Here is a 16,296-nt window from a genome sequence, read left to right on the forward strand (position 1 = left end):
AATCCTCTGCCCACAGCCGGCCGCCTATCCTGCCTGCCGATGCTTTCGAGACGTTGCCGGAAAGGCACCACCGAGCGGGGCTCGTTGACCTGGATGACCCGGTCCAGGTCGCCTACGTCGACCCCAACTCCAACGTGCTCGTGGAGACGATCACGCAGTCGCAGGCCTCGGCGAAGGCCCGCTCCGCGCGCCGTTTCTTGTCAACCGAAGAAGGCAACGCGTGGGACAGGGACGTGAGGCCCGCAGGCACTTCAGGGACATGACCGAGATGTTCACCGCACCGCTGCAGTTCCCCGTCCTGCACGGCCGGTGCGCGATTGGGCGCCCGGATCCGGCTCTGCTGACGGAGAAGATCGAAGGCTATCGCCTGCTGCTGTCGGGCGGGCGCAGCTGGAAAGTCGGCTGGATCGGCTGGAAGCGTCGCCGCTGCTTCGTGGAGGAGGCAACCGGTGGGGGCAAGGCCCGCTGGCACACCCCCGGGCTGGGTGGCGCCTCCCCGGAGCTGAGCCGCGCCGTCCGGGATGTGCTGCTGGGCAGCGACCCTCCGCGCCCCTCCGGTGAAGCTGGGCGGACGTGGACCGGTCACAGGGCCAACGCCACGCCCGCCTCGGCGCTGTCCGACCTGACTGACGCCAGACAACGCGTGTAGGACCCGTCGATCCGACTCCGTTCGGACATCATCGTTGAGATGTGGCGATCCTCGCGGTCCGACGCGGCCGATCGGCTGTGCCTACCGGAGCCGAGCCGCTTCGTCGTCACTGGCTCAGGGTGCACCCCCGTCCTTCACCCTGATCGGCTGTAAGGGTGGCACGTCGAAGCGGACGTGGGCACGGACGAAGAACGCGGCGAAGTGCTGAGCAAGATCAAGTGCAAGTGGAAGTCGGCTGATCGGGTGGCGACTTCCAACCTCGGTCGACGACGAAATCGGGTAATCGGAACGATGCGGTTCCTGTCGGTGCGCCAACCGGCGTGCCCGCGCGCTAACCTCTCCCCTGCGGCCCGCCGGGCACCGGGTTGATCCCGTCGTTGCCCCCACCCGCACGTGTATTCCGCGTGCTCAGGTGGGGGATCAACCGGTGGCTCTTGTGCGCCGCAATGCGCAGAACTTGCTCGACATGGCCGATCGGCTGCATACCGTGCTGGAGGAACAGGCCCGCATTCAGTTCGAGTCGGGCGTCGGCAGGGCCGAGGTGCGGTCGTGGCAGAACAGCCTGCCCGCGTTCCTGACCGACGTGGTCGAGGCCGGCCTCGGGCACGTCGAAGTGCTGCTGGAGCACAAACTCCCGCACAGCCCGAAACGGGTCGACGTGATCCTGTGCGGCACACATCCGCGACACGGGACGCCGTCCTACGTGCTGGTGGAGCTGAAACAGTGGTCGCGTGCCGAACTCTTGGATGGTGACCTGGTGCAGGTGCCGCAGTACGCGGAGCCGGTGTTGCACCCCGTGGAGCAGGTACGCCGGTACTGCGAGTACCTGATCGACTCGACGCCCTCGCTGGCCGAACAGCCCGGCTCGGTCCACGGCCTCGCGTACCTGCACAACGCGCTGGAGTCCGGTGTCTGGGGATTGACCCGGTACGAGATGGACGACCACGGCCGCCTCTTCACGATGGACACCCGGACGCGGATGACCGACCGCCTCAAGTCACTGCTCGACCCCGACCCTGCGACCAGGGACGCGGCCGGCCGAGCCGCCGAGGACCTGCTGAACGCGAGGCACGGCCCGTCGAAGCCGCTGCTCGAACTGGCTGCTCGGGAGATCCAGGTACGCGAGCAGTTCGTGCTGATCGACGAGCAACAGGTCGCCTACAGCTCCGTCATGCAGGCTGTCGAACGCGCGCGGACCAATCGGACGCAGACCGTGGTGATCGTGCTCGGTGGTCCGGGCTCGGGCAAGAGCGTCATCGCGCTGAGCCTGCTCGGCGAGCTGGCACGGTTGAACCGCCGGGTCTTCCACGCCACCGGCTCCAGCGCGTTCACGAACACGATGCGCAAGGTCGCCGGCAAAGGCGCGCCCCGGGTGCGAAGCATGTTCAAGTACTTCAACGACTTCATGGATGCCGAGCCACGCGGCTTGGACGTGTTGATCTGCGACGAGGCGCACCGCGTTCGCGAGACCAGCGTCAACCGGTACACCAAGGCCGAAGCACGGCAACGGGCACGCCGCCAGGTGACCGAGTTGATCGACGCGGCGTCGGTGCCGGTCTTCCTGTTGGACGAGCACCAGGTGGTCCGTCCCGGTGAGATGGGCTCGGAGCAGGAGATCGCGGACGCGGCCCTCGCGCTCGGGTGCAAGGTGGAGATCGTGCACCTGGCGGGCCAGTACCGGTGTGGCGGCTCGGAGTTCTTCGACGCGTGGGGAGCAGGTCTGCTGGACATCGGCCGACGCCCGGCGACCGCCTGGTCGGACATCGTGACGCGCGACGACGAGGACTTCGTCGTGCGCGCCGCCTCCACGCCGGCCGAGGTCGAGGATTGGCTGCTGGCACAGCAGGCGCGGTTCGGCGGCACAGCGCGCGTCGCCGCCGGGTACTGCTGGAAGTGGAGCGACCCGACCACGGTGAACGACACAAAGGTCCTCGTGCCGGACGTTCAGATCGGCGAGTGGCGTCGCCCGTGGAACGCGAAGGCGGACAAACGGGTCCCCGGCGTACCCGAATCGCACTACTGGGCGAGCGACGAGCGTGGCTTCGGCCAGGTCGGTTGCGTGTACACGGCGCAGGGCTTCGAGTACGACTGGGCGGGCGTGATCTTCGGTCCCGACTTCGTCCGGCGGGATGACCGCTGGGTGGCTCGTCGTGAGTGCTCCCACGACCCGGCGGTGAAGAAGGCCAAGAACGCGAACTTCCACGACTTGATCAGGAACACCTACAAGGTGCTGCTCACTCGCGGGATGCGTGGTGTCTGCGTCTACTCGACCGACCCGGAGACTCAGGAATACCTGGAGAAGATGGCGGCCTGATCGCCGCCGACCTGCGCCCGCCAGGTCAGGTCGGCGCTCTGCAGCACGAGTTCGCCCCGGTGCGGTGCCTCAGCCGACGTTGTCCGGCTGACGTTGCCGGGCCGACGCACCGCGCAAACGTTCACGCGCGCGGGCTGGGTGGTGTCTCTGCGCGTCCGGGCCGTTGGTGCACGCGAGTGCTTTCACCGCGCAGGCGGGTGAGGGGTGCTCACAACGGTTTGGCACACCCGATCTTGGGGGCATGACCTCACATCGGCGAAGAGCACGCGCCCGGCCGCGGCCGGATCCTGTGCGGTTGGACGAGTTGGCGGCATTCCTGCGCGCGGACCGGGATTGGCGGGACGAGGTGGGCCGGCGGCTGGTGGCGAAGCTCGACCAACGGCTGCTGCGATCGGCACGGGCGTGCGGTTGCCGGCCGATCGCGCACGTCGCGGAGCAGCTGGACAGCCAGGCGTGCGTCGACCTCGGTCCCGGAGCGCCCTACCAGCTCGCGAAAGCGGTCTACGGGCACGTCCGGCTGAGGGGAGCGGCACGGTTGCGGCAGACGGCGCGCAGCCTGCGGGTGCTCGGGGTTTACCTGTGCGGCAACGACTTGGCGCACTGCCCGTGCACCGAGGCGTTGGCCCGCGACCCCCAACAGGCACAGGTGGAGCGGGTGGTGACGGGGGCGTTGGACGGCGCGGGGTTCTAGGGCTCGCCGAGCGAGGTGACCAAGAACGTTTCGGAGGTCACCCGGACGGGCACTTTCGTCACCGTGGGTATCAAAATCGGCACATCGGGCTGGCTCTATCCCGAGTGGCGCTGCGATTTCTACCCTCGCGGGTTACAGCAACGCCTCGAACTGCAGTTCCTGTCCCGACGGCTCGACACGGTGGAGATCAACGGTTCGTTCTACGGGCTCCGCAAGCCGACGGACTACAAGTCGTGGTTCGAGCGCACACCCGACGACTTCGTGTTCGCCGTGAAGGGGCACCGCGAGATCACCCACACCAAGCGATTACGCGACGTTCGCGAGGACCTGTCCGACTTCTTCGCCTCCGGTGTCCTCGACCTGGGCCACAAGCTCGGCCCGATCCTGTGGCAGCTGCCGCCGAACCTCCCGTGGCGACCCGACAGGCTGGCGGCGTTCCTGGAGCTGTTACCCGGCCCGCCCGTGCGGCACGCGCTGGAGATCCGGCACCCCGGCTGGGACAACCCCGACCTGGTGGACCAGCTGACGTCGGCCGGGGTTGCCCTCGTGGTCGCCGAGTCCGCGGGCCGGTGGCCGCAACCGACGTCCCTCACCACCGACTTCGTCTACGTGCGGCTGCACGGCGACCACGAGTTGTACGTCAGCGAGTACTCCGACCAGGCCCTCGACCGCTGGGCCGCGGAGATCCGCGAGTGGTCGGTCGACCGGGATGTGTTCGTGTACTTCGACAACACCATGCGCGGCGCGGCGCCGCACGACGCTGTCGCGCTGGCGTCACGGCTCAACTGAGCCGGGGCACGCGGTCCAGCACGACGCCGAAGTGCTTGGCGTAGGCGACGAGCAGCGCGTCGTCGTCCAACTCCTCGGCCACCTTCTCGTCGCCCGTCGTGGTGATCAGCTTGTTGCCCGCGATGGTGATCCGCCCGGTCGACGTGGGCAGCGAGCACGTCGCGCCGCGCAGGAACGGCGAGACCGGCGACGTCTGCTGGTACCAGCACGTCGCGCGGAACTCCTCCAACGCGCGCGGACGCAGTTCGAGGCGGTACTGGGGGACGTCGTCGCAGAGCACGTCCACGTCACCCTCCGGCGTGTCGACCAGCCGGAACACCCCGGCGGGATCGTGCTGCGCCTCCCGGCTGACGATGTCCAACGGTCGCAGGGTGAACCGGCCGAAGCCGACGTCCACCAGCAGATCACCCACGCGCAACGCCAAGTGGTCGAACGGCGGGCCGTAGGCGCCGTCGTTGAACACCTTGGCGGACAACAGCTGCACGTCGTGGCCCAGCGCGGTGAGCAACGCCGCGAACGCCCCGTTGAGCTCGTAGCAGAAACCGCCGCGCCGCCGGTTGACGATCTTGTCCACGAGCAGGTCCTCGTCGAGCACGATCGGCTCGCCGAGGTGGATGCTCAGGTTCTCGAACGGAACGGCGGCGAGGTGCAGCTCGTGCAGCTCGGTGAGGGTGCTGGTGCGCGTGGCACCGATCCGGGTCAGGTAGGCGTCGAGTGTCCGGTCGTCCATGTCCACAACTTGCACCCTCCAGTGCTGTGGAGGTCAAGTCCCCCGCCACCGTTCCATTGATGATCAATTAGGGAGGATACGCCCGAAAGGGCGAATAGGGCCGCGCACGACAATACAACCGCATTATTGCGGACCGACCCGGTTTCGGCTTCTCGCACAGGAAAGACCCGTAACATGGGCATCTTCGTGATCGATAACTCACAACACGTGGCGCAATGGTTCTCCGGAGGTTCGGATGCTCCCACCGGTCGACGGCATGGACAAGTTGGTCTCCCTGCTCGACGACGTGACGTGCGCCAAGCCCAGGCTGCCTTCCCTGGTGGTCGTGGCGACGTCGACCGATGCGACGGTGAACACCGGATTCCTCGACGCTCTTGAAGCCCGGTTGTCCGGTTCCGACAACAATGGTGTCGCACCGCACGCGGACACGCCGAAAGTGCCGCACGCGTACGCGGACCAAGAACTCGTCGATTCGGCCACGGCGAGCGGTTTGCCGGCGTATGCGGCACTGCTCGACCTGCTCGTGCAGAAGTTGAAGGGCCGCATTCCCCGCAACGCGGGAAGGAACTGGAAAACCCGCCGGTTCGACCTGGTCCACGCGGTCCTCGAAGTCGGTTCGGAGATCGGCGCCGCGTCCAGGGCGACGCAGCGGAACAAGCTCCTCACCCTGCTGTACCAGCGGTGGGAGAGCCGCAACGCCCTGCTGAGCTGGGCCCGCGGGATGAGCGAGGCGGAGTTCCCGGTCCAACTGGTCGGCACGTTGCTCACCGCGATCCTGGGCGGTCCGCTCAGGTGGCTGTTCACGCGCAGGCTCAACGGCGGCTCGACGCGGTGGCTCCGCGACCGGGTGAAGCGCGCGACGGGCGACGCCGGTGACTTCGCCTCTCAGGCGTTGTCACTGCTGCCCGTGGGCGGCCTGGGTCAGGATGGCCTCGACAACCTGCGTCGCCAGGTCTTGGTCGCGGCGATCCTCGAAGACCTGTCCGACTTGACCCGGCCCGGCCGACTGTCACCGCGCCGTCGCCGTCGCCGTTGGACGCCGGTCCTGCTGCTGGACGGCAGCCGGCCGCTCACCGCGGCCCTGCTCGACCAGTTCGCCGAGCAGATGAAGGAACTCGACCCCGCCCCGTTGTTGATCGTGGGCACGCTGGGTCACGAGCACACGGCCCGCGTGGCCCTCGCGACGCACGACGTGCCGGACGCGGCGCGCATCCTGGACCGGTTCGTCAACGGCGAGCGGACCGCGCTGCCGGAGCCGCCGTACCTGGCGGTCCGGTTACCGGTCGCGGGTGAGAAGACCGCCGAGGTGAACCCCGCCGTCAGGACCTGGATCCAGTCGCACGTCCGCGTCGTGCCGCAGGCACCGGGCCTGTCCGCGGTCGTGCCGTTGGCTGTCGTGGTCATGCTGCTGGCCGGCGTGGTGGGCTTCGGCGCGTACCAGTACCTGCTGGGCGGCTGCTCCGACACGAAGATCAACGCCTCGGGTGAGCGCGTCGGTGTCATCGAGGAGGGGTGCAGCTTCGTCAGCGGCAGGGTCGTCACGAACAAGCGCGTGCCGGACCTCGCCACCCTCGAACGCCAGGCCGTCGAGAACAACAGCGCCGTGGACAAGCTCAAGGATCGGCAGGGCAACCCGCGCTACTACCGGACCGTGATCTTCTTCGCCCCGCTGACCCGGGCCGACCAAGCGGAGAGCACCGCCCCGCCCAACGCGATCTGGCAGCTGCAAGGCGTGGTGGGCAAGCAGAAGGAGCACAACCACCTGGCCGACAGCGACGACGGCAAGGTGCCGGTGAAGCTGGTGCTCGCCAACAGCGGCGACCGGTTCACGGACGGGCGGTGGGTGGCCGAGCGGATCGCGGCGCGCAAGCGGGCCGGGCGCGGCGAACTGGCCGCTGTCATCGGCATCTCCCAGAGCAGGCCGCTCGCGCTGGACGCCGTGGGCAGCCTCAGCGGCATCCCGGTGATCGGCGCCGCGATGTACGGCAGCGGGATGACCAGCACCCCCAACATGTTCCTCTCGTCCCCGTTCAACGCGGCGTTCGCCGAGGAAATCGCGAAATGGGTGAAAGCCCAGCCAGGGGTACAGGGCTCTGCCGTGGTCTACGACCCCGACGACACCTACTTCAGCGACGAATTGCGCAACGAGCTGAACGCCCGGGACATCGGCTCGGAGGAGAAGGACGTTGTGGCGAAAGAGGTCCCGGCGAAGAACGGCGCTGCGGAGCCCACGCTGAAGAACGAGGACGTGAAGCGGCTGTGCGAGGAGGCGGACACCGTCGTGCCGGTCATCGCGAACCGCGGCGACCAGTTGCTCAAGCTGCTCTCGATCGGTGCGAACCTGAAGGCGTGCAACGAGCGCGTGGATCGACCGATCCGGGTGATCTCGGGGCCGGGCGGGGTGGTCGTGGCGGGATCGGGTGTCCTGGCCGACTACCCGTGGGTGGACGTGTGGGTGACGGGTCTGGCCGGTACGGCCGAGCAGAGCGAGTCGATCGCGGGTTCCAACGCGTTCGGGATGGCCGCCCAGGCGATTGCTAACGCCCACCACTACACCACGCAGGTTCCCGACTGGGACGTCTCCCAGGTCCTCGCCTGCCTGCGGGACCAGGAGTTCAACTACGACGGCCTCAAGCCCAACGTCTCCGGTGTCGGGGAGGGCCGCGTGCACATCATCGAACCGTCGTGACCCCGCTCGACGGCGGAGGGGCCTCGTCCGGGCGGCGTCACACCGGGTGCGCGGAGTACGCCGGAGCTCATGTGGGTACCGCTGGGACATGGTGGGCGAGGTGCGCATCGGGACGTCGGGCTGGGTCTACCCGACGTGGCGCGGCGCGTTCTACCCCAAAGGGCTGGTGCAGCGGCGGGAGCTGGAGCACCTCTCCGGGCTCATGACGTCCGTCGAGCTGAACGGCTCGTTCTACTCGCTGCAACGCCCGTCGAGCTACCGGGCGTGGGCGGCGCAGACACCGGAGGACTTCGTCTTCGCGGTCAAGGGCAGCCGGTTCATCACCCACATGAAGCAGCTGCGCGACGTGGAGACGCCGCTGGCGAACTTCTTCGCCTCGGGGGTGCTGGCGTTGGGCCCCAAGCTGGGGCCGTTCCTCTGGCAGCTGCCGGCCAAGCCGGCCTACGACCGGGACCGCCTGGCCCGGTTCTTCGACCTCCTCCCCCGCACCACGTCGGCCGCCGCCGAGCTGGCCGAGCAGCACGACGACCGGCTGCCCCCGGACCGCACCTGGACCGTCACCGACGCCGACCGCCCGCTGCGGCACGCCCTGGAGGTCCGCCACCCGACGTACGCCGACCCGGACTTCCACGACCTCCTCCGCGCGCACTCCATCGCCCTCGTCGTCTCGCACTCGGCGGGCGCCTTCCCCTACCTGGAGGGCGTCACGACCGACTTCGCCTACGTCCGGCTGCACGGCAGCAGCGCGCTGTACATGGGCAGCTACACCGACGCCGAGTTGGACGGGTGGGCCGCCAAGATCGGCGGCTGGGCGGTGGACCACGACGTGTACGCCTACTTCGACAACGACACGGACGCAGCCGCCCCGCGCGACGCGATCCGCCTCGCCGAACGCCTGGGGTTCGCCCTGCCGAAAACCGGACGTGCCCGCACAATCAGGTGAACCGCGGCCGGTGTCACCCCGCACCGGCGCCGGAACGCGGACGCTGGACGGGTGGAGGTGGCCCGAATGACGACCCGCAGCCTGGTGACCGCCCTGGCACTCACCACCGGCGCCCTGGCGTCCAGCGGCACAGCGGTGGCGCAGCAACCGCCCGACCCGGCGTGCGACCGCGGCGAGCTCTGCGTGTGGGCGGGCGCCGACTACACCGGCCAGGTCCACCGCCTCGACCTGGAGTCCGCGAACCCGAACGAGTGCATCCCGCTGCCGGGCGGCTTCGTGGCGCGTTCCTTCGTCAACCACCTGACCAGGGACGCCTCCGTCTTCCAGGGCGCGACGTGCTCGACCGAGGCCGAGTTCACCACCTACCCGGGCCGTGGGACGTACGTGCCCGACGCCCCCTTCGTGGTCCGCGCCGTCCAGGTCTGGGAGCGCTGAGCGACCGTCCGGGCAGCTCGTGCATCCCGAGGCCGGGTCAGAGGTCCCGATGGGGTGACTGCGGAACGCCCAGCGCGAGCACGGCGGTGTCGTCCTCGACCCCTTCGCCGAGCCTGGCCAGCAGCCCGACGAACGCCTCCACGACGCCCGCCGCGGAGGTCGGGGCGATGGTGCCCGCGAACTCGAGCAACGCCTCTTCGCTGTAACGGGTGTCGCCGGTCCGCGCCTCGACCACGCCGTCCGAGTACAGCGCGAACGTGTCCCCGCCGGACAGGCGGACGGTGGTGGTGACCACGCGCGCGTCGGGCAGGATGCCGATGAGCTGACCGCCCGGGGTCTCCACGTACTCAACCGTGCCGTCCGCGCGCAGCAGCAGGCCGGGCGGGTGGCCGCCGGCGGCGAGGGTGAGCGTGCAGCCGTCCGCCTCCACCTCCAGCACCCCGAACGTGACCGTGCAGAACCGCAGCGGCCCGTCGTCGCGCTCCTGGTTGAGCACGGTGTTGAGGTTGGTGAGCACGGCGGTCGGGTCCGGGTCGTACACGGCGGCCGACCGCAGCGTGTACCGCGTCAGCGAGGTCACCGCCGCGGCGCCCGCGCCCTTCCCGCACACGTCACCGAGGAACAAGCCCCACCTGCCGTCCGCCAGCGGGAACACGTCGTAGAAGTCGCCGCCCACCTCGAACGGCGACGCGTGGTGGTAGTGCGCGGCGATCTCCATGCCCGGCACGTCGGGCAGCACCGGCGGCAGCAGGGTGCGCTGGAGGGTGATGGCGAGCCGCCGGATCTCGTCGCGCTCCCCCTCGGCCTTCTGCCGTGCGCGCAGCAGCTCCTGCTCGTACGCACGGCGGTCGCGAGCGTCGAACACCGTCGTGCGGATCAGCAGCGGCTCGCCGTCCTCGGTGGTCTTGACCGTGCAGTTCACCAGCACCGGCATCCGGGTGCCGTCGGCGGCGACGACCTCCAGGGCCACCCCGCGGACCTCGCCCTGCATCCGCAGCAACGGCGAGAGGTGCGTCTCGTGGTAGAGCTTGCCGCCGACGCTGAGCAGGTCGCTGAACCGCCGCCGCCCGACCAGGTCCGCGCGCGCGTACCCCAGCCAGCGCAGCAGCGTGCCGTTCACCTTCGCGATCTTCCCGTCCAGCAACGTCGACAGGTAGCCGCACGGCGCGTTCTCGTACAGGTCTTCCGCGCTGTCCTCCAAGAGGGCCGAGAACATCTCGTTGTCGTTGTCCGAAGAGTTCCAGGTCTCGCACATCACCGCTGGTCCAGGACGAACCGCAGGATCGCCTCCGCCGTGGCCTCCGGGGCGCTGAGCTGCGGGCAGTGGCCCGTGGCGTCGAGCGTGACCCGAGTGCTGCCGGGGATGTGGGCGTGGACGTACGCGCCGACCTCCGGGGGCGCGATCACGTCGTGCGCGCACTCCAGGATGAGCGTCGGCACGGTCACCCGTGCCAGATCCGCCCGGTTGTCGGACAGGAACGTCGTGCGCGCGAACACCCTCGCCACCTCCGGGTCCGTGCGGCAGAAGCTGTTGGTCAGCTCGGTGCCGAGTTCCGGACGGTCCGGATTACCCATGATGACCGGCGCCATCGTCGCCGACCACCCGAGGTAGTTGCTCTCCAGCGAGTCGAGCAGCTCGTCGATGTCCGCGGCGCTGAACCCGCCCCGGTAGTCGCCGTCGTCGACGTACCGGGGTGACGGCGTGACCAGCACGAGCCTGCCGAACCGCGTCGGGTCGGCGGCCACTGCCAGGACCCCGATCATCGCGGACACCGAGTGCCCCACGAACACGGCGTCGCGGAGGTCCAGCTCACGGCTGAGGTCGAGCACGTCCGAGGCGTACCCGTCGAGCGTCGAGTACCGCTGCGCGTCCCACGAGGAGAGGTCCGACTGCCCCGCCCCGACGTGGTCGAACAGCACGACCCGGCACTTCTCCGCCAACGCGGGCACGACCAGCCGCCACATGTTCTGGTCACACCCGAAACCGTGCGCGAGGACCACCACCGGACCGTCGTGGTGTCCGACCACGACCACGTTGTTCCTGCTCAGTGCATCCATGCCCCATCCCGTCTCGCTCGGATGACAGTGGTACCCAGCCGCCCACTCCTCCATGCGCGCAGCCCCCCGCGCCGACTCGCGTCGACACAGATTGTCGGACGTCGCGGTTAGCGTGCCAAACATGAGGATGTCGAACGCCGCGGAGCTGACCGACGACCACCACGCGCAGCTGGCCGACCTGGGGCTGCGGATCGACCACCTGGACGAGGCCATCTGGGCCGGGGTGGACGCCCGTGCGTCCGCGCCGCCGCTGGGGCCGACCAACGGCGCGGGGCTGCTGGACTGGATCCACCGCGTCGGCAGGCTGCGCGAAGTCCTCGTCGCGGAGGGCTGGACCAGGGTCGACAAGTGGAACGCCGGGCTCGTCCAGCACCCCACCAGACCGGTCGTCCTGGGCACCCTCCAGGGCAACCGCCACACCGGCACACCCGGCGCTCCCCTGCGCAGCGACTACGCCAAGGGCCCGGCCATCGCCGCCATGATGCGGGGCAACGACACGGACCAGTTCACGCTCTTCGACTCGCTCCACACCCACGAGTGGAAGCTGTGGTTCCTGGTCACCTACCCCCACCAGGAGGGTGAACGGCTGGTCGTCCTGCGCGAGGTGGCGCAGCCGGAGCCGACGCCGCAGGGGCAGGTCGTGGACCGGTGGGCGCACCGGATCACGTTGCCGCCCTTGGTGTTCGGCCCACTGCCCGCCCCCCGCGGCGCGGAAGGCCCCGACGACATCGACGTCACCGTCACGCTGCGCCGCTAGGAAGGTGCGAGAATGGCGCGATCATGCTCACGCCCTCCCGCCTCGCCCTGGCCCGCGCCCGTCGCGGTCTGACCGCGGTGGAGTTGGCGCGCAAGGCGGGCACGAGCCCGGCGAGCATCGGCGACTACGAGCACGGCCGCCGCCACCCGCAACCGGCCACCACGGCCAGGCTCACCGAGGCCCTCGGCTTCCCCGCGGGCTTCCTGGAAGCCGACGACGTGCCGGAGATCGACGTCGTCACCAGACCGGCGCCCAAACGGCAACGGGACGCCGCGATCAGCGCCGCCCGCCTGGCCATCGGCTTCGACGCGTGGCTGGCCGGCGCCTTCACGTTCCCCGAGCCGGACGTCCCGACGTGGGACCACCCCGACCCGGACACGGCCGCCGAGATGGTCCGCGCCCGCTGGGGCCTCCCGCACCGCCCGGCGCCGAACATGGTCCACCTGCTCGAAGCGCACGGCGTCCGCGTCTTCTCGCTGCCCCAGGACTGCGCCGCCGCGGGCCCGTTCTCGCTGCGCCACGACGGCACCCCGTACGTGTTCCTGGACCCGACGGCCACCCCCGACCAGGCCCGCTTCGACACGGCCCGCGAACTCGGCCACCTCATCCGAACCGGCGACGCGCAAACGTTCGCCACCGCGTTCCTGCTGCCCCGCGCGGGGGTGCTGGCCACCGTCCCGCGCGGCGCGCTCACCGAACAGGTCGTCGCGCTCAGCACCACCTGGCACGTCTCCCCGCTCACCCTCGCGCACCGCCTCCGCGACCTCGGCCTGCTCACGAGCCCCCAGTACACGACCGTCTGCGCGCAACTGGCCCGCCGCACCACCGGCATGGCCCACCGCGAGACGTCCCAGGTGCTCACCAAGGTCTTCCGCACCCTGCGCGCCCAGGGCACCACCCCGCACGCCATCGCCCGTGAACTCCTGCTCGACGTCGAGGAGCTGAACGGCCTCGTGTTCGGCCTGGTCCTCACCGCGCTGCCCGGCCAAGGCGACCGCAGCCACCCGGCCACCCCGCACCTCACCCTCGTCCGGAGGTAACCGTGGACCGCCCCCTCACCGCCGCCGAGCTGTTCGACGCCGTCGGCCAGGGCTACGAGGACGCGTTCGGGCGCCCTCCGGCCGTCGACGAAGCGGTGCGGTCGCTCCTCGAACGCCTACCGGACCACGCCAGGGTCCTCGACGTCGGCAGCGGCACGGGTCGGCCGGTGGCGGAAGACCTCGCCGCCGCCGGGCACGACGTCGTCGGGGTCGACGTGTCGGCCACCATGATCGACATCGCCCGCCACCAGGTGCCACGAGCCCGGTTCGTCCACGCCGACGTCCGCGACTGGGAGACGGAGAACGCCGGCTGGGACGCGGTGTGCGCGTTCTTCCCGTTCCTCCAGATGACCCGTGACGAGGTCACCACCGTGCTGGTCAAGATCGGCCGGTGGCTGAAGCCGGGTGGGCTGCTGGCGATGGTGACCGTGCCGCTGGACGTCGAAGGCCTCGAAGTCCCGTTCCTCGGCCACACCGTCCGCCTCACCAGCTTCGCCACACCCGACCTGCTCGACCGCGTCACCCGGGCCGGCATGACGGTGCTCGAAACCCGCAGCACCGTCTTCTCCCCCGACCGCGAGGGCCAGCCCGACGAGGAACACCTGTTCGTCCTGGCCCAGACCCGGCTCGCTCAGGCCCAGGCGTCCGCCGCCTCCTTGACGTAGTCCTCGAACGACCGGCCGTCGCGCCCGAGCACGGACGGCACGCCGTCGGACAGGGCGTCGTCGTGCCCGTCGCGCATCGCGGTCAACGACAGCGTCAGCACCTCCGCGTACACCGAGTCGAAACCGCTTTCCATCAGCGCCCCGATGTAGTCGGCCACGGGCACGTCCACCAGCCGGACCGACCGACCCGACACGTCGCCGATCTGCGCCACCACCTCGCCGAACGACAACGCCCGCGGCCCGGACAGCTCGTACGTCACACCTGAGTGCCCCTCTTGCGTCAACGCCGCCACCGCCACGTCGGCGATGTCCTGCGCGTGGATGAACGGGTGCCCGCCGTCGCCCCCGACCGGCAGCACGATCTCGCCCTCCAGCACCTGCTGGAGGAAGAAGTCCTCGCTGAAGTTGTGCGCGAACCACGTCGGCCGCAGGATCGTCCACTCCACGCCGGACTCCCGGACCGCACGCTCACGACCGTCGCCATCGGGCAACCCACGCGCCGTGAGCAGGACGAGCCGCCGCACCCCCGCCGCCACCGCCTGCGGCACGAACGCGGCCACCTCCTCGGCGTCGATGTTGCTGCCGACCGGCACGAGGTAGGCCGCCGTGACGCCGTCCAGCGCAGCCGCCCAAGTGGACTGGTCCGTCCAGTCGAAACGGATCTCCGTGTGCCGGGACACGGGACGGTAGGCGACGCCGAGGGCGTCGAGGGCGGACGTGACGCGCCGGCCGGTCTTGCCGGTGGCTCCGATAACCAGAATTGTCATGCCATCAGACAATCAAGATCGTGCTGGACGGAACATGGTTCACCGTCCGCGATGCATGTTCAATCGTCTACGTGGACGCTCTCACGACTCTCCTGCGCGGCGTGCACGCGCAGCGCGCCGACCTGTGCCGCTCGTTCGCCTCACCGCCGTGGTCGCTGGCGTTCACGGCGACGGCGCCTCTCACCCTCGTCACCGCCGTCCGCGGCGACACGTGGCTGCTCGTCGAGGACGGCACCAGCGTCCTCCTGCGACCAGGTGACTTCGGCGTGATCCGCGGACCGATGCGGTTCGTGCTGGCCGACGACCCGTCCACGCCGCCGCAGATCGACCTGGACGGACCGGACTGCGAGCAGTGGCTGGTCGACACCCGCACCTACGGCTTCGGCGCCGACCAGGACGCGCTGGTGATCACCGGCAGCTACGCGGTCGAGCGCGGTGTGTCCGACCGGCTCCTCAACGCCCTGCCGAGGGCGTTCGTCGTGCCGTGCGGGGACGAGCACTGCCCCACGCTGGACGTGCTGGCCACCGAGATCCCCAAGGACCAGGCCGGCCAGGACGTCATCCTCGACCGGCTCCTGGACCTCCTGCTGGTCTACGTGCTGCGCGAGTGGTTCGACCGGCCCGACAGCAACACGCCCGCCTGGTACCGGGCGTTGGGCGACGAGACCGTCGGCCCCGCCCTCCGCGCCATGCACGACGAACCAGAGCGCGCTTGGACCGTCGCGGAGCTCGCAGCGCGCGCTGGGGTGTCACGGGCGGCGCTTGCGCGGCGGTTCACGACGTTGGTCGGCGTGCCGCCGCTGACCTACCTGACCGAATGGCGCATGGACGTCGCCGCGGACCTGCTCACCCAACCCGACGCCACCGTCAGCTCGGTGGCACGGGCCGTCGGTTACGCGGACGGGTTCGCGTTCAGCACGGCGTTCAAACGGGTACGGGGCGTGCGGCCGAGCGACCACCGTGTGGTAGCTCTGCGGGCATGAACCTGGAAGACCTGCGTGACGCCCTCCGCCGATTCGCCGCCGCGCGCGACTGGGACGAGTACCACACGCCGAAGAACCTCGTCATGGCGTTGTCCGGGGAGGTCGGCGAGCTGACCGACCTGTTCCAGTGGCTCACGCCCGAAGAGGCCGCGCACGCGATGGACGACCCCGAGCTGGCCTGGAACGTGCGGGACGAGCTCGCCGACGTCATGCACTACCTGGTGCGCCTGGCCGACAAGCTCGACGTCGACCTGATCGAGGCCGCGTTCGCCAAGATCGAGCGGAACGAACGGCGTTTCCCGACCGGCGACCTGAAGCCCGTCGAATGAGCCGTCGGACGCCGACGTCAGACGTAGGTCAGCAGCAGCAGGACCAGGGCTACGAAGACGACCAGGCCGAGCAGGGCCGGAGCCCACATCGGCGCAGGTGACGACGGGAGGTGGGCGGATTCGTGCCTGCCTCTTCGTCTGCGCGCTCGCCACGGCATCGAAGCCTCCCCTGCCCACCCACCGCTTCCCATGTCGCAACGGTAAGGACGGATCAAGGGGGCGAAGTCGCAGATCACCCACTCGCACCAGGTGCGTCGCCCGGATAGCGGCCGGCGCCGGCAGAACGTGATGGTTCCTCATCACCTGGAATCGTGCGCCGAACGCAAAAAAGCCTTCAGGGGCACTCGATCAACGAGCACCCCTGAAGGCGAAAAATTGTTCGGCGGCGTCCTACTCTCCCACACCCTCACGAGTGCAGTACCATCGGCGCTGGAAGGCTTAACTACCGGGTTCGGAA

General features: G+C 69.7%; 17 protein-coding genes and 1 rRNA gene. 12 read left to right on the plus strand and 6 right to left on the minus strand.

From position 1 onward, the window contains the following. The first annotated feature begins 259 nt into the window (after positions 1-259). The 4 genes from OQ02_RS34310 (at position 260) to OQ02_RS34325 (ending at position 4,443) form a co-directional block, all read left to right on the plus strand. Positions 260-649: a hypothetical protein gene (locus OQ02_RS34310; RefSeq protein WP_033442804.1), complete on the plus strand. Its 390-nt coding sequence runs from the start codon at positions 260-262 to the stop codon at positions 647-649. Between the two features lie 466 nt (positions 650-1,115). Further along, positions 1,116-2,963, plus strand: coding sequence for a DUF2075 domain-containing protein (locus OQ02_RS34315; RefSeq protein ID WP_051773145.1), 1,848 nt, complete (start codon positions 1,116-1,118; stop codon positions 2,961-2,963). A 289-nt stretch (positions 2,964-3,252) separates the two neighbouring features. Continuing rightward, the gene (locus tag OQ02_RS34320; protein WP_231500342.1) at positions 3,253-3,654 is read left to right on the plus strand and encodes a hypothetical protein; all 402 of its coding nucleotides are present in this window, start codon (positions 3,253-3,255) and stop codon (positions 3,652-3,654) included. A gap of 63 nt (positions 3,655-3,717) precedes the next feature. Then, a complete protein-coding gene (locus OQ02_RS34325) occupies positions 3,718-4,443 on the plus strand; it encodes a DUF72 domain-containing protein (RefSeq protein ID WP_033442843.1) in 726 nt (241 codons plus the stop codon). Here OQ02_RS34325 and OQ02_RS34330 read toward each other — a convergent pair. Beyond that, complete coding sequence (locus OQ02_RS34330; protein ID WP_033442844.1) at positions 4,436-5,173, minus strand: arylamine N-acetyltransferase family protein; 738 nt, start codon at positions 5,171-5,173, stop codon at positions 4,436-4,438. The genes OQ02_RS34325 and OQ02_RS34330 overlap by 8 nt on opposite strands. Before the next feature lie 235 nt (positions 5,174-5,408). On the opposite strand from OQ02_RS34330, the gene OQ02_RS34335 reads away from it, so the two are divergent. The 3 genes from OQ02_RS34335 to OQ02_RS34345 all read left to right on the plus strand — a co-directional run bounded on the left by OQ02_RS34335 (position 5,409) and on the right by OQ02_RS34345 (position 9,240). Next, positions 5,409-7,862 carry a hypothetical protein gene (locus OQ02_RS34335; protein ID WP_033442807.1) on the plus strand — a complete coding sequence of 818 codons (2,454 nt, stop codon included), beginning with the start codon at positions 5,409-5,411 and terminating at the stop codon, positions 7,860-7,862. Between the two features lie 88 nt (positions 7,863-7,950). After that, positions 7,951-8,805 carry a DUF72 domain-containing protein gene (locus OQ02_RS34340; RefSeq protein WP_156077487.1) on the plus strand — a complete coding sequence of 285 codons (855 nt, stop codon included), beginning with the start codon at positions 7,951-7,953 and terminating at the stop codon, positions 8,803-8,805. 66 nt (positions 8,806-8,871) lie between these two features. Next, positions 8,872-9,240 carry a peptidase inhibitor family I36 protein gene (locus tag OQ02_RS34345; protein ID WP_051773140.1) on the plus strand — a complete coding sequence of 123 codons (369 nt, stop codon included), beginning with the start codon at positions 8,872-8,874 and terminating at the stop codon, positions 9,238-9,240. A gap of 37 nt (positions 9,241-9,277) precedes the next feature. Here the strand turns inward: OQ02_RS34345 and OQ02_RS34350 are convergent, their stop codons facing one another. Together OQ02_RS34350 and OQ02_RS34355 are read right to left on the minus strand one after the other, a co-directional pair. Beyond that, positions 9,278-10,495, minus strand: a complete 1,218-nt coding sequence (locus tag OQ02_RS34350) for a PP2C family protein-serine/threonine phosphatase (protein ID WP_033442808.1) — start codon at positions 10,493-10,495, stop codon at positions 9,278-9,280. After that, positions 10,495-11,298 carry an alpha/beta fold hydrolase gene (locus tag OQ02_RS34355; protein WP_033442809.1) on the minus strand — a complete coding sequence of 268 codons (804 nt, stop codon included), beginning with the start codon at positions 11,296-11,298 and terminating at the stop codon, positions 10,495-10,497. Before OQ02_RS34355 ends, OQ02_RS34350 begins: the two co-directional genes overlap by 1 nt. A gap of 121 nt (positions 11,299-11,419) precedes the next feature. Here OQ02_RS34355 and OQ02_RS34360 point away from each other — a divergent pair, with 121 nt between their 5' ends. From OQ02_RS34360 to OQ02_RS34370, 3 genes are read left to right on the plus strand one after another with little or no spacing between them, the layout of a single operon-like run. Then, complete coding sequence (locus OQ02_RS34360) at positions 11,420-12,055, plus strand: hypothetical protein (protein WP_156077488.1); 636 nt, start codon at positions 11,420-11,422, stop codon at positions 12,053-12,055. A 23-nt stretch (positions 12,056-12,078) separates the two neighbouring features. Beyond that, a complete protein-coding gene (locus OQ02_RS34365) occupies positions 12,079-13,095 on the plus strand; it encodes an XRE family transcriptional regulator (RefSeq protein WP_033442811.1) in 1,017 nt (338 codons plus the stop codon). Between the two features lie 2 nt (positions 13,096-13,097). Next, the gene (locus tag OQ02_RS34370) at positions 13,098-13,760 is read left to right on the plus strand and encodes a class I SAM-dependent methyltransferase (RefSeq protein ID WP_051773141.1); all 663 of its coding nucleotides are present in this window, start codon (positions 13,098-13,100) and stop codon (positions 13,758-13,760) included. On the opposite strand, the gene OQ02_RS34375 is transcribed toward OQ02_RS34370, so the two are convergent. Further along, positions 13,727-14,527, minus strand: a complete 801-nt coding sequence (locus OQ02_RS34375; protein ID WP_033442812.1) for an NAD(P)H-binding protein — start codon at positions 14,525-14,527, stop codon at positions 13,727-13,729. The two genes, OQ02_RS34370 and OQ02_RS34375, sit on opposite strands and share 34 nt — an antisense overlap. A 71-nt stretch (positions 14,528-14,598) precedes the next feature. Between OQ02_RS34375 and OQ02_RS34380 the strand changes: the two genes are divergently transcribed. Further along, complete coding sequence (locus tag OQ02_RS34380; RefSeq protein ID WP_033442813.1) at positions 14,599-15,510, plus strand: AraC family transcriptional regulator; 912 nt, start codon at positions 14,599-14,601, stop codon at positions 15,508-15,510. Beyond that, entirely contained in the window at positions 15,507-15,839 is a 333-nt protein-coding gene (locus tag OQ02_RS34385; protein WP_033442814.1) for a nucleotide pyrophosphohydrolase, read from the plus strand. Before OQ02_RS34380 ends, OQ02_RS34385 begins: the two co-directional genes overlap by 4 nt. Before the next feature lie 17 nt (positions 15,840-15,856). Here the strand turns inward: OQ02_RS34385 and OQ02_RS44380 are convergent, their stop codons facing one another. Beyond that, a complete protein-coding gene (locus OQ02_RS44380) occupies positions 15,857-15,997 on the minus strand; it encodes a hypothetical protein (RefSeq protein ID WP_156077489.1) in 141 nt (46 codons plus the stop codon). Between the two features lie 219 nt (positions 15,998-16,216). Continuing rightward, positions 16,217-16,296 (minus strand): 5S ribosomal RNA (gene rrf, locus OQ02_RS47305); the annotation flags it as partial.

The sequence above is a fragment of the Saccharothrix sp. NRRL B-16314 genome (assembly GCF_000716595.1).
Classification (GTDB): domain Bacteria; phylum Actinomycetota; class Actinomycetes; order Mycobacteriales; family Pseudonocardiaceae; genus Actinosynnema.

Excerpts from the sequence above, each read along its gene's own strand:
- OQ02_RS34310 (WP_033442804.1), top strand. The coding sequence starts at position 260 with ATGACCGAGATGTTCACCGCACCGCTGCAGTTCCCCGTCCTGCACGGC.
- OQ02_RS34315 (WP_051773145.1), top strand. The coding sequence starts at position 1,116 with ATGGCCGATCGGCTGCATACCGTGCTGGAGGAACAGGCCCGCATTCAG.
- OQ02_RS34330 (WP_033442844.1), bottom strand. The coding sequence starts at position 5,173 with ATGGACGACCGGACACTCGACGCCTACCTGACCCGGATCGGTGCCACG.
- OQ02_RS34335 (WP_033442807.1), top strand. The coding sequence starts at position 5,409 with ATGCTCCCACCGGTCGACGGCATGGACAAGTTGGTCTCCCTGCTCGAC.
- OQ02_RS34340 (WP_156077487.1), top strand. The coding sequence starts at position 7,951 with ATGGTGGGCGAGGTGCGCATCGGGACGTCGGGCTGGGTCTACCCGACG.
- OQ02_RS34345 (WP_051773140.1), top strand. The coding sequence starts at position 8,872 with ATGACGACCCGCAGCCTGGTGACCGCCCTGGCACTCACCACCGGCGCC.
- OQ02_RS34350 (WP_033442808.1), bottom strand. The coding sequence starts at position 10,495 with ATGTGCGAGACCTGGAACTCTTCGGACAACGACAACGAGATGTTCTCG.
- OQ02_RS34355 (WP_033442809.1), bottom strand. The coding sequence starts at position 11,298 with ATGGATGCACTGAGCAGGAACAACGTGGTCGTGGTCGGACACCACGAC.
- OQ02_RS34360 (WP_156077488.1), top strand. The coding sequence starts at position 11,420 with ATGAGGATGTCGAACGCCGCGGAGCTGACCGACGACCACCACGCGCAG.
- OQ02_RS34365 (WP_033442811.1), top strand. The coding sequence starts at position 12,079 with ATGCTCACGCCCTCCCGCCTCGCCCTGGCCCGCGCCCGTCGCGGTCTG.
- OQ02_RS34375 (WP_033442812.1), bottom strand. The coding sequence starts at position 14,527 with ATGACAATTCTGGTTATCGGAGCCACCGGCAAGACCGGCCGGCGCGTC.
- OQ02_RS34385 (WP_033442814.1), top strand. The coding sequence starts at position 15,507 with ATGAACCTGGAAGACCTGCGTGACGCCCTCCGCCGATTCGCCGCCGCG.
- OQ02_RS44380 (WP_156077489.1), bottom strand. The coding sequence starts at position 15,997 with ATGCCGTGGCGAGCGCGCAGACGAAGAGGCAGGCACGAATCCGCCCAC.